This is a genomic window from Sphingomonas rustica, from assembly GCF_039652585.1.
Classification (GTDB): domain Bacteria; phylum Pseudomonadota; class Alphaproteobacteria; order Sphingomonadales; family Sphingomonadaceae; genus Sphingomonas; species Sphingomonas rustica.
The window spans coordinates 59,052-73,827 of the sequence record NZ_JBDIZK010000002.1 but is presented as its reverse complement, the minus strand read 5'-3'; the positions used below and the strand labels follow the sequence as shown (position 1 = coordinate 73,827).

General features: G+C 67.4%; 16 protein-coding genes and 1 tRNA gene. 15 read left to right on the top strand and 2 right to left on the bottom strand.

Translation table 11 applies throughout. The features are described 5' to 3' along the window. The first annotated feature begins 83 nt into the window (after window positions 1-83). From TPR58_RS03340 to TPR58_RS03315, 6 genes are all read left to right on the top strand, one after another. Window positions 84-1,121 (top strand): ABC transporter substrate-binding protein, encoded by a 1,038-nt coding sequence (locus TPR58_RS03340; protein WP_346245198.1) that lies wholly within the window; start codon window positions 84-86, stop codon window positions 1,119-1,121. Between the two features lie 87 nt (window positions 1,122-1,208). Continuing rightward, a complete protein-coding gene (locus TPR58_RS03335; protein ID WP_346245197.1) occupies window positions 1,209-2,333 on the top strand; it encodes a sigma-54 interaction domain-containing protein in 1,125 nt (374 codons plus the stop codon). 151 nt (window positions 2,334-2,484) lie between these two features. Continuing rightward, a complete protein-coding gene (locus tag TPR58_RS03330) occupies window positions 2,485-3,543 on the top strand; it encodes an ABC transporter substrate-binding protein (RefSeq protein WP_346245196.1) in 1,059 nt (352 codons plus the stop codon). A 13-nt stretch (window positions 3,544-3,556) separates the two neighbouring features. Next, window positions 3,557-4,297: a class II aldolase/adducin family protein gene (locus TPR58_RS03325; protein ID WP_346245195.1), complete on the top strand. Its 741-nt coding sequence runs from the start codon at window positions 3,557-3,559 to the stop codon at window positions 4,295-4,297. A gap of 4 nt (window positions 4,298-4,301) precedes the next feature. Further along, window positions 4,302-5,651: an LLM class flavin-dependent oxidoreductase gene (locus TPR58_RS03320; protein ID WP_346245194.1), complete on the top strand. Its 1,350-nt coding sequence runs from the start codon at window positions 4,302-4,304 to the stop codon at window positions 5,649-5,651. A 12-nt stretch (window positions 5,652-5,663) separates the two neighbouring features. Continuing rightward, window positions 5,664-6,722: an ABC transporter substrate-binding protein gene (locus tag TPR58_RS03315; protein WP_346245193.1), complete on the top strand. Its 1,059-nt coding sequence runs from the start codon at window positions 5,664-5,666 to the stop codon at window positions 6,720-6,722. Between the two features lie 228 nt (window positions 6,723-6,950). Here the strand turns inward: TPR58_RS03315 and TPR58_RS03310 are convergent. Beyond that, window positions 6,951-7,040: transfer RNA gene (locus TPR58_RS03310), tRNA-Ser, on the bottom strand. 135 nt (window positions 7,041-7,175) lie between these two features. Here TPR58_RS03310 and hspQ point away from each other — a divergent pair. The 4 genes from hspQ to TPR58_RS03290 all read left to right on the top strand — a co-directional run bounded on the left by hspQ (window position 7,176) and on the right by TPR58_RS03290 (window position 9,106). After that, the gene (hspQ, locus tag TPR58_RS03305) at window positions 7,176-7,556 is read left to right on the top strand and encodes a heat shock protein HspQ (RefSeq protein ID WP_428835688.1); all 381 of its coding nucleotides are present in this window, start codon (window positions 7,176-7,178) and stop codon (window positions 7,554-7,556) included. 157 nt (window positions 7,557-7,713) lie between these two features. After that, window positions 7,714-8,088: a 50S ribosomal protein L21 gene (gene rplU / locus TPR58_RS03300; RefSeq protein ID WP_346245192.1), complete on the top strand. Its 375-nt coding sequence runs from the start codon at window positions 7,714-7,716 to the stop codon at window positions 8,086-8,088. 23 nt (window positions 8,089-8,111) lie between these two features. Then, window positions 8,112-8,381 (top strand): 50S ribosomal protein L27, encoded by a 270-nt coding sequence (gene rpmA, locus TPR58_RS03295; protein ID WP_110151222.1) that lies wholly within the window; start codon window positions 8,112-8,114, stop codon window positions 8,379-8,381. Between the two features lie 167 nt (window positions 8,382-8,548). Continuing rightward, complete coding sequence (locus TPR58_RS03290; protein WP_346245191.1) at window positions 8,549-9,106, top strand: GNAT family N-acetyltransferase; 558 nt, start codon at window positions 8,549-8,551, stop codon at window positions 9,104-9,106. 63 nt (window positions 9,107-9,169) lie between these two features. Here the strand turns inward: TPR58_RS03290 and TPR58_RS03285 are convergent, their stop codons facing one another. Beyond that, window positions 9,170-10,021, bottom strand: a complete 852-nt coding sequence (locus tag TPR58_RS03285) for a metal-dependent hydrolase (protein ID WP_346245190.1) — start codon at window positions 10,019-10,021, stop codon at window positions 9,170-9,172. Between the two features lie 55 nt (window positions 10,022-10,076). On the opposite strand from TPR58_RS03285, the gene TPR58_RS03280 reads away from it, so the two are divergent. From TPR58_RS03280 to TPR58_RS03260, 5 genes are all read left to right on the top strand, one after another. After that, window positions 10,077-10,667, top strand: a complete 591-nt coding sequence (locus tag TPR58_RS03280) for a TetR/AcrR family transcriptional regulator (protein ID WP_346245189.1) — start codon at window positions 10,077-10,079, stop codon at window positions 10,665-10,667. Window positions 10,668-10,734: 67 nt separating this feature from the next. After that, entirely contained in the window at window positions 10,735-11,790 is a 1,056-nt protein-coding gene (gene obgE / locus TPR58_RS03275; protein WP_346245188.1) for a GTPase ObgE, read from the top strand. Between the two features lie 93 nt (window positions 11,791-11,883). Further along, on the top strand, window positions 11,884-12,633 hold the full coding sequence (locus TPR58_RS03270; protein WP_346245187.1) for a hypothetical protein: 750 nt from the start codon (window positions 11,884-11,886) through the stop codon (window positions 12,631-12,633). 39 nt (window positions 12,634-12,672) lie between these two features. Next, a complete protein-coding gene (proB, locus tag TPR58_RS03265) occupies window positions 12,673-13,818 on the top strand; it encodes a glutamate 5-kinase (RefSeq protein WP_346245186.1) in 1,146 nt (381 codons plus the stop codon). A 13-nt stretch (window positions 13,819-13,831) separates the two neighbouring features. After that, window positions 13,832-14,737, top strand: a complete 906-nt coding sequence (locus TPR58_RS03260) for an NAD-dependent epimerase/dehydratase family protein (RefSeq protein ID WP_346245185.1) — start codon at window positions 13,832-13,834, stop codon at window positions 14,735-14,737. Window positions 14,738-14,776 lie beyond the last annotated feature (39 nt).

Sequence of the window (14,776 nt, the reverse complement as noted above, 5' to 3'; positions counted from 1 at the left end):
AGCGGCCGTTTCGCATTGTCCCGGCGCGGCCGAATTGGCATGTCCCTTGCTGGCTCGCATCGCCGTTCAAGGAGCCCGAACCGATGGCCGAAGTCCCCGATTGCATCTGGATCACGCGATGCCCCGTTCCCTCGGCATCGGGCGTGGCCTGGGCGCTTGGCTGGATGGAAGAGGCATTCGCGGCCGATGCGATCGCGATCAGGCGGGTGCGCGAGATCGGGCTCGACCTGGTCGCGGCCAACCCCGAGCAGCAGGCGCGATTCCTGTTCCGCGAAGGCGGCAACATCCAGGCGCTCGCCGCCCGGGCCCTGGGGGCACCCACCCGCGTGATCGGCCTGACCTGGATCGACGAGCATCAGGCGATCATCGTCCGTCCCGACACCTGCATCCTGGGCGCATCGGACCTGAAGGGCCTGCGCTTCGCCCTGCCCGGCTTCGCGCGCACCCGCGGCGAGAGCATCGCCCGCGGCATGGCGCTGCACGGGATCGAAAGCGCGCTGGCGCTGGGAGGCCTGACGCTCGACGATATCCGGCTGGTCGACGTTCCCGCGCCGCCGGTCGAACAGCCCAGCATCCAGGGCATGAAGCGGCTGTGGCTGGGCCTGGAATGGCTCGCCGCGGGCCGGGTCGATGCAGTCTATGTGAAGGGGGCGGCCGGTGCGGAAGCCGCCGCGCGGCTGGGCATGACCGTCGGCCTGGACCTCGACGCCTATCCCAGCCGGCTGACCCGGGTGAACAACGGCACGCCGCGACCGATCACGGTTCACGAGCATATGATCGCGGATCATTTCGACCTGGTCGTCCGCTATCTCGACCAGACGCTTCGCGCCGCCGACTGGGCATCGAACAACCGCGCGGAGCTGCGCCACATCCTCGCCCGCGAGACGCTGTCGACCGTCGCCGGTGTCGATGCGGCCTATCGCGACGATTATCATCGCTCGCTGCACCCCGACCTGTCGGAGGATCGCGTGGCGATGCTGGACTCCCAGGCGAATTTCCTCTGGTCGCACGGGTTCCTGAACGAGCGCGTCGATGTCGCGCGCTGGATCGATCCCCGGCCGCTCCAGGCCGCCTTGCGCCGTCGCGCGGACCGTGTCGCGTCACAGGCACTGGAGGCCTGATAGCTCAGCTTTGGCGGGTATTTTATTTCCTACTGACTCGATAGGATATGTTCTGTTACGCTGCGGGCGCCTGTTCGGGAGGAACCCATGGCCATGATCGCACAGGATGAATCGAGCCCGCGCGCCGATGTCGGGCTCGCGGCGCACCAGGCGAACGGACGCTCGGTGCTGGCGTTCGATTCGCAGAAACATCATTCGGTCGGCGCCCGCGCCCGTGCCTTCATCTTTTCCGACCCGCGCTCCCGCGCGCTGATGCCCCTGATCGAGAAGACCGCGCCCAGCGACGCCAACATCCTCGTCATCGGGGAAACCGGCACCGGCAAGGAACTCGTCGCGCGCTATGTCCACTCGCTCAGCGACCGGGCGGACGGGCCGTTCCTGGCGGTGAATTGCGGCGCCTTTTCCGAGACGCTGATCGAGGGCGAATTGTTCGGTTATGAGAAGGGCGCCTATACCGGCGCCCATGCCGCCCGCCCCGGATGGTTCGAGGCGGCCGATGGCGGCACATTGTTCCTCGACGAGATCGGCGACCTGCCGCTGTCGCTGCAGGTGAAGCTGCTCCGCGTGCTTCAGGAACGCGAGGTGGTCCGGCTCGGCTCACGCACCGCGCGGCCGCTGAACGTCAGGGTGGTGGCGGCAACCAATGTCGACCTGCACGATGCCGTCGCCCAGGGCGGGTTTCGCGCCGACCTCTTCTACCGGCTTCAGGTCGTCACGCTGCCGCTGTTGCCGCTGCGCGAACGCCGCGCGGACATCCTGCCGCTCGCCCGCCATTTCCTCCAGGTCTATGGCGACAAGATCCGGCCGCGCAGGCTCGATCTGAGCCCGACCGCCGAAGAGGCGCTCTATGGCTATGACTGGCCCGGCAATATCCGCGAGCTGGAGAATGCGATCTATCGCGCCACCCTGGTCTGCACCGACGGGCTGATCCAGATCGACGACCTGGGCCTGCCCGAGCATCAGCCAAGTGCGCGACGGACCGACATGGTCGGGCAGCCGACGAGCCTGCCCGCGGACCTGGAGGACATGGTGCGCCCGCTGGTGAACCGTCTGCTCGACGGCAGCCATGATGCGTTGCTCGATCGCCTGGTCAGCGCGGCGGTGACCGAGGCCTTCCAGCGCAACGGCGCGAACCAGATCAAGACCGCCGCGGCGCTGGGCGTCACGCGCAATGTCGTGCGTACGCACCTCAAGAATTTCGGCCTGATCTGACGCGGGCGCGGTGAAAACCGCACATGCCCCCTGTTGATTATGGCGCAGATCTTCCCGGCCCGAGCGGGCGCCGGCCCGCGCCCCTCTCCCAGGCCCGATTGGCACGCCCCTTGCTCCTTCCTCCGACAGCTTCGATGCGGAGGAGGACGCGGTGCCGGCACTCGACGAAATCTGGTTCACACGCTGCCCGGTCCCGACCGCGACCGGCATCGCCTACAAGCTCGGCTGGCTGACCGAGGCCTTCGCCGCGGACGGCATCGCGCTGAGGACGCTGCAGGAATCGGGCTCCGAGCTTGGCCGCCACCATTATGACCACCGCCTGCCGACGCTGATCCGCGAGGGCGGCAACATGCTCTCGATCGCCGCGCGCGCGCAGGGCGAGCCGACCCGGCTGGTCGGGCTCACCTGGATCGAGGAAAGCCAGCTGATCCTGACCCGCCCCGACACCGGCATCCGTAGCGCGGCCGACCTGAAGGGCCGGCGCCTTGCGCTGCCGGGCTGGAGCCGCAACGACGTGCCCGATCATGTCCGCGGCACCAGCATTGCCCGCGGCATGCTGCTGGCCGGGTACAAGGGCGCGCTCGCCTCCGCCGGGCTGACGCTGGACGATGTCGATCTGGTCGAGACCGAGGATGTGCTGCGCAACATCGGCGGTGCCGGACGCGACCTGGGTCCGCGCCGATCGGGCGTGGGGCGGCTCTGGCCGATCCGGCAACTGGCCGAGGGCAGGGTCGATGCGATCTACGTCAAGGGCGCCGCCGCGCTCGACCAGGCGCGCGAGGAAGGGCTGGTCGTTGCCGTCGACATCGACGCCCTGCCCGATCGCCGCTTTCGCGTGAACAACGGGACGCCGCGACCGATCACCGTCCACCAGTCGCTGCTGGACGACCATTTCGACCTGCTGGTTCGCTTCCTGGCGGTGACGCTGCGCGCCGCCGACCGGGTCGCGGCGCAACCCGACAAACTGCGCGAGATCCTGGCGTTCGAGACCGACGGCAGCGCCGCCGCGGTCGACCAGGCCTATGCCCGGCTGCACGAGGGCCTGCATCCCACGCTCGATCCGGAGCGGCTCGCGCTGTTCGAGCAGCAGAAGAAATTCCTCTTCACCCACGGCTTCCTCGATGCCGATTTCGCGCTGGCCGACTGGGTCGACCCGCGCCCGCTCGAGGCCGCCATCGCGCTCAATGCCCGCATTCCCGAACCTGCCTGAAGGAGCATTTGCCATGTCCCAGACGCTGTCCCCCGAAGCCATCGCCTTCATCGCCAGGACCGAGAGCGAGGCGCGACGCGCCTTTCGCCTGCTGCGCGAGACCCGCACCCTGTCGGCCAGCGGCACGCTGTTCTTCGCCGTCCGCATTCCCGGCGAGGACAAGATCATCACGCTCAACTATCTCGGCCTGTGGGAGGAGGATCCCGACAAGCCGCAGACGGCGGTGATCGATTTCGACGGCAACAGCCTGTGGAGCAACCCGCCGGGCGGCGCTGCGCGCTATCTGAAGCTGTTCAGGACGCATGACGGGGTGCAGGCGATCAGCCACATCCACACCCCGCATCTCGGCGCCTATTCGCAGGCGCATGCGGCGCTGCCGCTGCTCTATGTTCCCAACCGCCGTTTCCGATTCTCGGCCGAGCTTCCGGTCTACATCAACCGGCGCCAGAAGGAGGTCGACTTCATCCTGGAGGCGATCGAGCAGGACCATCAGGTGCCCGGCATCGTCGAGGCGAACGGCGGCGCGACCGTATGGAGCCGGCAGGGGCTGCGCGATCTCGTCAACACCATCGTCCTGCTGGAGGAAGGCGCACAGTTCCAGATCCTGAGCGCGGCGCTGGGCGGCTCCAGGCCCTTCGGCCCCGGCGTCCTCGAGCAACAATGGAAGATGGGCAAGCTGGTGCCCGCCGACGCGCATGTCACCGACGAGGGCGAGATCCGTTACGCCGACGCGACCGCTCAGGCGGCGGAGTAAGCCGATGACCGCCAGGAAACGTCACCTCGCGCTCGGCGTCTTTCTCACGCGCCACGGCCATCATCCGGGCGCCTGGCGCCAGCCGGGATCCGCCAGGAGCGGCCGGCCCGATTTCGACTATTGGGCCGAGCTGGTGAAGACCGCCGAGCGCGGCAAGCTCGACACCGCCTTCTTCGCCGATTTCGTCGGCCAGGCGGGCGACAGCACCAAGGGGATCGAGCGGCGCCACGCCTTTCTCGATTTCGAACCGCTGACGCTGGTCGCCGCACTCGCGGCCGTGACCAGCAAGATCGGTCTGGTGGCGACGGTCAACACCAATTTCGACCATCCCTATTCGCTGGCGCGCCGCTTCGCCGCGCTCGACCATATCAGCCAGGGACGTGTCGGCTGGAACATAGTCTCGTCGCTCGGCGATGGCGCCGCCAAAAGCTTCGGCATCGACCAACCCCTTACCCATGGCGAGCGCTATGCCCGCGCGTCGGAGTTCGTCGATGTCGCCCGGGCGCTGTGGGACAGCTGGGAAGACGACGCGTTCGAACATGCCGACCAGGACAGCGGCATCTATCTCGACCCAAACGACGTCCATCCGGTGCGCCATGACGGCAGATATTTCCACCTGAGCACCGTGCTCGACACGGCGCGTCCGGTGCAGGGCCATCCCGTCTTCGCGCAGGCCGGCAATTCCGAAGTCGGCCGCGACTTCGCCGCCAAATATGCCGAGATGATCTATGCCGCCGCCCAGTTCATCGAGGAGGCGCAGCGTTTCTATGCCGATGTGAAGGGGCGCATGACGAAATATGGCCGGCACCCCGACGCGCTGAAGGTGATGCCCGGCCTGTCCTTCGCGATCGGCACCAGCCGGCAGGAGGCGCAGGACAAGTTCGCCGCGCTGGAAGACGCGGTCGATTTCTCGGGCGAGCTCAACCTGATGGGGCAGGATGTCAGCGGCTATCCGCTCGACGGGCCCCTACCCGACCTGCCCGAGCCGGAGAATGGCAAGGGCCGCTGGCGACAGCTGACCGAGCTGGCGCGGCGCGAGAAGCTGACGATCCGCCAGCTGTTCCTGCGGTTCAACGCGGTGCGCGGGCACCGGGTGGTGATCGGTACGCCGGTCGAGATCGCCGACCAGATCCAGGACTGGTTCGAACGCGGCGCCGCCGACGGGTTCAACCTGATCCCGCCGCTGTTGCCCAGCTCGCTGACCGAGTTCGTCGACCTGGTCGTTCCCGAGCTCCAGCGCCGCGGCCTGTTCCGCACCGACTATGAGGGCAGCACGCTGCGCGATCATCTGGGGCTTTCGCGCCCGGCGATCGGCGCCGCCGCGCCCCACCCCGAAATCCTCGCAGCCGAATAAGGGAGCCGCATCATGGCCGATCATCTCGACACGCTCTGGTATACCCGCTGCCCGGTTCCGACCGGGCTGGGCATCGCCATCCAGCAGGGCTGGCTGGAGGAAGCGTTCCGCATCCGGGGGACCAGTCTGTCCTCGATCCTGGAGTCCAACGACTTCGCCACAAGGGAATCGCATTTCAGCCACACGCTGCGCAATTCGGTGCGCCACGGCGGCAACATCCCCGCGATCAGCGCCCGGTCGCGCGGCCGCGATACGCGGCTGATCGGCCTGAGCTGGGCGGACGAGACGCAGCTGATCCTCGCCAGTCCGGACTCGGGCATCACCAGCGTCCGCGACCTGAAGGGCCGCCGCTTCGGCCTGCCCGACTGGCGGCATGTCGAGATCGACTTCACCCGCGCCCAGGCGCTGCGCGCGCTGGAAAATGCGCTGCGGCTCGAAGGGCTCGAGGTCGGCGATGTCGAGCTGGTCGATCAGACGATCGAGAGCCATTACAGCGACGCCGCCGCCGACAACGGCGCCGGCACGGTCGCGTGGAGCGGGCGCAGCGCCAGCCGCGGCCGGGCGAACAATGCCGAGCTGATCGCGCTGCTGCGCGGCGAGGTCGATGCGATCTTCCTCAAGGGCGCGCACGGGGCACAGGTCGCCAACCAGTTCGGGCTGACCACGGTGATCGACACCGGCGCGCATCCCGATCCGCTGGTGCGATCGAACAACGGCACCCCGCGGACGCTGGCGGTCGACGGTCACCTGATCGACCATCATTTCGATGCCGCGGTCACCATCCTCGACCAGGTGCTGCGTGCCGAGGCCTGGGCGCAGGATCATCCGTCGGAGGTTCGCCGCTACCTCGCGCGCGAGACCAATTCGAGCGAATATTGGGTCTCGGTCGCCTATGGCGAGGACGCGCAGACGCGGCTGAAGACCGACCTGGCCGAACAGTCGGTCGCGGCGATCCAGGACTTCACCGACTTCCTCCACCGCTGGAGCTTCATCCCGGAGCAGTTCGAGGTGGCCGACTGGATCGACGCGCGTCCGCTGGAGGCACTGCGCGCCGTCCGCGTCGCGGGTTGATCGGCCGGCGCGACGCCCGATATTGATGGCGGCCTCGAGGCCGGCCGCGACTGCGGCCGGCTTCCCCTGCTGCGCTGCCTGGCGCGGGGATCACAGCCCCTTACTTATAAGCCTTGCGGAAGGGCTCGCGGGTGCGCCCGGGTCCGGTCCGAACCTTCGTCACCATGATGACCGAAATTATGGCCGCGCTGAGATTTCGTTGGGAAATGCAAAGCAATCAAAGGCCACTGGCGGAGAGGGTGGGATTCGAACCCACGGTGAGCTTGCACCCACAACGGTTTTCGAGACCGCCCCGATCGACCACTCCGGCACCTCTCCGCTGAGGCGCAGCGCCCTGTTCCAACCCGGTTGGAGCAGCGCGCCGGTCGCTGTGAAGGGGCGGCCTCTAGACGAGTCGTTCGACGGCTGCAAGCCCCTCCTTGCGTGTTGCCGCCGACTTCCTAGATTGAGCCCATGAACACACGCGCAATCCCCCAGAACCCCGTCGATGGCGGGGTCGTGATGCCCCAGGTCGCCGTCGCACGTTTCGCGCTGGGCGATGTGGTGCGCCACCGCCATTTCGACTTTCGCGGCGTGATCTTCGACGTCGATCCGGTCTTCGCCAACAGCGACGAATGGTACGAGGCGATTCCGGAGGACATTCGTCCGCGCAAGGATCAGCCCTTCTATCACCTGCTCGCGGAGAATGACGACTCCAGCTACGTCGCCTATGTCAGCCAGCAGAATCTGGAAGCGGACGACAGCGAGGAGCCGATCGATCATCCCGCGATCGACGGCATGTTCGACTCCTATGAAGCGGGTCGCTATCGACTGAAACCGGGACATCGGCACTGATCACCCGATCGGTGCCGAGTCGCGGATCGATGCTTCGATTTATCCGCGAAACGTTCACCTTTTAGTTGACTTCGCCGGGGCCTTGGCATAGCTGCGCCCTTCCTCCTGCCGGGGCAAGTTCCTGGCGGGCACATGCATTTGGTTAGAGAAGAGAGCCATGTTCGCTATCGTGCGCACGGGCGGCAAGCAGTATCGCGTTGCCGCAGGAGACAAGATTGTTGTCGAGAAGCTCGACGGTGAGGCCGGTTCGACGGTCACGCTGGGCGACGTGCTGCTCGCTGGCGAAGGTTCGGACCTGAAGCCGACCGACGGCCTGACGGTGTCGGCCGAGATCATCGCCCAGGCGAAGGGCGAGAAGGTCATCGTCTTCAAGAAGCGTCGCCGGCACAATTACCGCCGCCGCAACGGCCATCGCCAGCAGCACACCATCCTGAAGATCACCGCGATCGGTGGCCAGGACGAGAAGAAGAAGGCCGCGCCGAAGGCGAAGGCCGCTGCAGCCGAGGGCGCGACCCCGGCCGCTGAAGCGTAATCGAGATACGAGGAGCATAGGCAATGGCACATAAGAAAGCAGGCGGCTCTTCGCGTAACGGTCGCGACTCCGCTGGCCGCCGCCTTGGCGTGAAGAAGTTCGGCGGCGAAGCCGTCGTCGCAGGCAACATCATCGTCCGTCAGCGCGGTACCAAGGTGTATCCGGGCGTGAACGTGGGCATGGGCAAGGACCATACGCTGTTCGCGCTTACCGACGGCCGCGTGTCGTTCAAGCAGGGCAAGCTTGGCCGCAAGTTCTGCTCGGTAGACATGATTGCGGAAGCTGCCGAATAACATCGGGTAACCAGCCGGGTTGCCCACCAGGGTGACCCGGGTCCGATGCGGACCAGACGAACAAGGGAGACGGGTCGCCCCGGCTCCCTTTTTTCGTGCTCCCTCCCCTGCGTGTCTCAACCGCGTCATCTGATCGCGGCAAGGGCACCGAATTGAGGAGAGTGGTCATGTTCGCGCGTACGGAAAGATTGACGTTGCGCCCCGGCTGGATCGAGGACGCGCCCGAACTGGCGCGCGCGATCAATCACTGGGAGGTGTGCTCGAAGCTCGCCACCGCCCCCTGGCCCTATTCGGAGCTGGATGCGGAGGATTTCCTGGGCGTGCCGCGCGACCAGGCCGATGCCTTCTTCCTGATCTTCGCGCATGATCGCGGGGCAACCCGACTGGTCGGCGGCGTCGGACTCGGCACCGACGAGGATGGCGAGACCGAACTCGGCTATTGGCTGACCCCGGATGCCTGGGGCCGCGGCTATGCGACCGAAGCGGCGCAGGGCGTGGTCAGCCTGGCGCGCGATACGCTGCGGATGAAGCGGCTGGTGTCCGGCCACTTCCTCGACAACCCCGCTTCGGGCCGGGTGCTGCGCAAGCTGGGCTTCCGCCCCACTGGCCGAATCGTCGAGCGCGACTCGCGCGCGCGGGGCGCGAAGACCGCCTGCGCGCTGTTCGAACTCGACCTGTGCGAAGACGCAGCCGACGGCGACCCGCGACCGCAAATGGCGGCCTGAGCCGCGCCAGATCCTCACGCCCCGCCTCTCCACAGGGCGTGAGGATCGCATCATTTCATCGACTCACGCCGCCGTCGCCAGGCGCGCAGCCTCATAGTCGCTTTCCGCCTTGTCGATCAGCGCGCGCTGGTCATGGTTCCACGGGTGAAAGCCCGGCAGGAAATAGGCGATCCAGCCTGGCACGATCCTGCGCAACAGGCCGGGACGCACCGTCAGATACCAGAACAGCGCCGCCCAGGCCCGTGGCCCGCTAATGCCGTCCTGCCGCAACAGGTCGAGTGCGCCTTCGATCCGGTGCTTCCAGAAATCGCCGGTGATCACCAGCATCAGCAGCGACTTGACCCTCCACCGCTTCCACCGCGACCAGTTTCGCGTCGCGTGCATCCAGGTGTCGTAGGCGACGCCCTTGTGCTCGATCTCCTCGATCGCATGCCATCGCCACATGGCGGCACTCTCGGCATCCGCGCCCTTCAGCTGGCGCGGATCGCGCAGGATCTCGCCTGCGAAGATCGCGGTATAATGTTCAAGCGCCATCGTCGCCGCCAGGCTGACGATCGGGGGACGCGAAGCGGCGAGCGCCAGCACCTGATCGACCCTCGCCTCCAGCCGCGACACGTCATATCCCGCATCGACGACCCGGCGATTGAACGCGACATGCTCGCGGCTGTGCATCACCTCCTGCTGGGTGAAGGCGCGGATCTCGCGACCGAGCCGGTCGGGGGTGCCGTCGCGAAACGCCTTCACCGATTCGATGAAGAAGGCCTCGCCCTTGGGAAAGGTGACCGACAGCGCATTGTAGAAGGCGGTGGCGACCGGGTCGCCGCCCAGCCACCAGCGGTCCTGCCGCGACCGTCGCCCGAAACGGCGATCGCGCGGCGTGATGGACAGGTCCGCTGGCGTTTTTGCTTTCCCCACGGGAAATCTCCAGTAAGTCCATGTGACACCCGGGGCCTAGATTTTACTTACACCAATGTCAATAACACCACGCCGCCGCTTGTCCCCAGAGGAGTCCCGCGACGCTGCGCTCGACGCCGCGCGTCAGCTTCTGCTCGAGGACGGACCGCAGGCGGTGACGCTGAAGGCGGTCGCCGCGAAGATCGGCCGGACCCATGCCAATCTGCTGCATCATTTCGGGTCGGCCGCGGGGCTGCAAAAGGCGCTGGTGGCGCGACTGGCCGAAGGCGTGACGGCGCGGATCGGCGACGCGATCCTTCGCGCGCGCGGGGCCGACCATAATCCGCGCGAGGTCGTGGACCTGACCTTCGACGCGTTCGACAAGGGCGGGGCCGGCGCGCTGGCGAGCTGGATGATCCTGAACGGCAACCAGGACGTGCTCGACCCGATCCTGGAGGCGATCCAGAAGCTGGTCGACATGATCGCCAAGGATCATGATCACGAAGGCCTGTCGCTGCAGGAGGAAACGCTGCAGCTGGTCCTGACCGCGATGGGCGACGCCCTGCTCGGCGCGCCGATGGCCAAGGCGCTGGGACTGCCGCGCGAGACCGCGCGCGACCTGGCGACCAAGGCGATGACGACCGCGCACCTCCACCGCGAGACCTGACCCGCCAAGCCCTCGACGCCGACGCACGAAGGTTCTCTTTCGGCAGCGCTTGTTATAAGGGCGCGGGATGCATTTCCTCGACCAGGCAAAGATCTTCGTCCGCTCCGGTTCCGGCGGCCCGGGAGCCGTGAGCTTCCGCCGCGAAAAGTTCGTCGAATATGGCGGCCCCGACGGCGGCAATGGCGGCAAGGGTGGCGACATCATCTTCGAGGCGGTCGCCGGCCTCAATACGCTGATCGACTTTCGCTACACGCAGCATTTCCGGGCGCCGCGCGGACATGGCGGATCGGGATCGAACCGGACCGGCGCCGGCGGCGACGATCTGGTGATCAAGGTCCCGGTGGGAACCCAGGTGCTGGCCGACGACGAGGAGCGCAGCCTGCTCGTCGACCTGACCAAGGTCGGGCAGCGGGTGATTTTCATGCGCGGCGGCGATGGCGGGCGTGGAAACGCCAGCTACAAGACGTCGACCAACCGTGCGCCCCGCCAGCATGGCACGGGCTGGCCCAGCGAAGAGGCCTGGGTGTGGCTGCGGCTGAAGCTGCTTGCCGATGCTGGGCTCGTCGGCCTGCCCAATGCGGGCAAGTCGACCTTCATCAATGCCGTCACCAATGCCCAGGCGAAGGTCGGCGCCTATGCGTTCACCACCACCCGTCCCCAGCTGGGCGTCGTGCGCCACAAGCAGCGCGAGTTCGTGGTCGCGGACATTCCCGGCCTCATCGCGGGCGCGGCCGAAGGCGCCGGTGTCGGCGACCGGTTCCTTGGACATATCGAACGATGCCGGGTGCTGCTGCATCTGATCGACGCCAACGATGTCGACGTCGCCGAGAGCTATCGCATCGTTCGCGACGAACTGGAGGCCTATGGCGGCGGCCTGGAGGACAAGGAAGTCGTCATCGCGCTCAACAAAATCGACACGCTGGACGACGAACTGATCGCCGCGCTGTCGGCCGAACTCGAGGATGCCAGCGGCGCGAAGGTGATTCCGATCTCGGGCGCGGCGGGCACCGGAATCGACTGGGTCCTCGACGAATTGCTCGAAAAGATCGGTCCCGCTGTCAGCACGCTCGAGGTGCCCGAGGGCGATCAGGGCGAGGATACGCTCGAATGGTCGCCGATTTGAAGCATTTCGCAGCAACCCTGACTCCCTGAACGGCAGTGATTCGCGGAAAGGACGCCGATGAACCTGGGAGAGCAGTTGCGACGGTGGTTGGGGATGTCGCCTCGGGAGGCCGCCCCTGCCCCGTCGGCGGCGGCGCAAGCGTCCGGCACTGATGCGCTCGATGCCTCGTTCGCGGCGCGCTCCCGCTTCTGGTCGCGCGTCGGAACCGTCGAATCGGACGTCCTCACCCATCTGATCAGTCCGCAGTTCACGGGCGGTCCCGCATGGCCGACGACGCGGCAGGCCTATCGCATCGTCCGCCGGGCGGACGGCACGCTCGTGCTTGCGACCGACGGCCTGTCCGATCCGTTCGACGACGGGGGCGACACCAATGGCTATGGCATGGAGATCTTCGTCCAGTGCGCCGACCTGCCGCCGGAGCAGGCGGGCACGCCCGGGGAGATCACCGCGCTCAGAGACGGCTGGATGTTCGCGCTGCTCAGCCACATTGCCGGGATCGTCGCGACCAACGAAGGCATCGTCCCGATGCTGGATCGCTATGACGGCCTGCTGTCGATGGAATTGCCGGGCGTATCGCAATCGCATCCGATCGCCTCGCAGGTCCCGTCGCGGTTCGTGACCGCGGACGATGCGCTGGGTGTCCTGATCGGCGGCCCTGCGCCTGACTTCCCCACCATGATCAACGACATGCCGGTCTCTCCGGTCCGGATGGTGCCGATCGTGCTGCTGACCGCAGGCGAATTGGGCGAGGTGCGCGCGGGCGACCAGACGACCCGCGTGACGCTCGCCGAGGCACTGGCCAAGCAGCCCTATACGCACCTCAAGAGGGACTCGCTCGTCTAGGGCTTGGGTCCGATCCCCCTGCCCGCTAAGAGCGACGCCATGAGCGCCCGCCTCGCCCCCGTCGATATGACCGCGTTCTCGCCCGGTCGCTGCGCACGCCTGATCGTGAAGGTCGGCTCCGCGCTGCTGGTCGATCCGGACGGTCAGGTCCGCCGCGACTGGCTGAAGGGCCTGGTGGCGGACATCGCCGGCCGGGTCCGCGCCGGGCAGCAGGTTGCCGTCGTGTCGTCCGGCGCGATCGCGCTTGGCGCACGCCGACTGAAGCTTCCGAAAGGGGGCCGCGCCAGCCTGGAGGACGCGCAGGCGGCAGCGGCGACCGGGCAGATCGCCCTGTCGGGGGTCTGGGCGGAGCTGCTGCACGGCGAAGGGCTGACGGCGGCGCAGATCCTGGTCACGCTCGACGATCTCGAGGACCGGCGCCGCTACCTCAACGTCTCGGCAACGCTCGACCGGCTGCTGAAGCTGGGCGTCCTGCCGGTCATCAACGAGAATGACTCGGTCGCCACCGAGGAGATCCGCTTCGGCGACAATGATCGGCTTGCCGCGCGCGTCGCCAGTGCGGCCGGTGCGGACGGGGTGATCCTGCTGTCCGACGTCGACGGACTGTATGACCGCAATCCGACGACCCATCCCGACGCGGTGATGATCCCGGTGGTCGAGAAGCTCGACGCGCGGATCGAGTCGATGGCCGATCGCGGTTCCGCCTCGGGCATGGGCTCGGGCGGCATGGTCTCGAAGATCGAGGCTGCCAGGATCGCGACCAGCGCCGGTGCCCATCTCGCGATCGCGACCGGACGGATCGATCATCCGCTCCAGGCACTCGCCACCACCGGCCACGGCACGATCTTCGTCGCCAGCCAGGGCGCCCGCGCGCGCAAGGCATGGCTGCGCGGCGGCCTGACCGCCAAGGGCACGATCCATATCGATGCCGGCGCGGTCGAGGCATTGCGGCAGGGTCGCAGCCTGTTGTCGGCCGGCGCGACCCGCGTCGAAGGACGATTTGCGCGCGGCGACCTGGTCGTGATCGCCGGACCGGACGGGACGCAGCTGGCACGCGGCCTCGCCGAATATGACCATGTCGATGCGCACCGCATTACCGGGCGGCGCAGCGAGGACCTGGGCACCATCCTCGGCTATGCCCCGCGATCGGCGCTGGTCCATCGCAGCCATATGGCGCTGTTGTGACGGGGACCTTCAGGTGAGCGTGCTGGCCATAACCGGGGGCACCGGTTTCGTCGGATCGCGGCTGATCGCCGAGGCGCTGGCGGCCGGGCATCAGGTTCGCGCCCTCACCCGCCGGGACCAGGCCCATCGTGACGGCATCGCCTGGGTCAAGGGCGACCTGCACGACCTTCCGGCGCTGGCGAGGCTGTGCGACGGCGCCAATGCGGTCATTCACGTCGCCGGCGTCGTCAATGCGCCGGACAAGGCCGGGTTTGCCGCGGGCAATATCGATGGCACCCGCAACATGCTCGACGCCGCCGGACGGGAAGGCGTTGGACGCTTTGTCCATGTCTCGTCGCTGGCCGCACGTGAGCCGGCATTGTCGACCTATGGCTGGTCCAAGGCGGAGGGGGAAGCGCTGGTCGAAGCCTCCTCGCTCGATTGGAGCGTCGTCCGTCCGCCGGCCATCTACGGGACGGGCGACATGGAGATGCTCGAACTGTTCAAGCTGGCGAAGCACGGCCTCGCGCTGCTCCCGCCGGGCGGGCGATTGTCGGTGATCGAGGTCGGCGACCTCGCCCGGCTGTTGCTGGCGCTCGCCGTGACCGATGCGCCAGGGCTGAGCCTCGACGCAGATGACGGCACCGAAGGGGGCTGGAGCCACAAGGCGTTCGGTCTCGCGATCGGCACGGCAGTGGGCAAGCGGGTTGCGGCGCTTGCCTTGCCCCGCATGCTGCTGATGGCCGGCGCGCATCTCGACCGGCTCGTCCGCGGCAAGGGCGCCAAGCTGACGCCGGACCGCGTCGCCTATTTCTGCCATCGGGATTGGGTGATCGATTCGACCCGTCGACCGCCCGCCGATCTGTGGCGGCCCCAGGTTCCGACGCCGGAGGGCCTTGCCGCCACCGCGGCATGGTATCGTGCGCAAGGGCTGCTATAGACGCGCCCATAAGCCGCCGCATTTGCTTGGCAGGGCGGC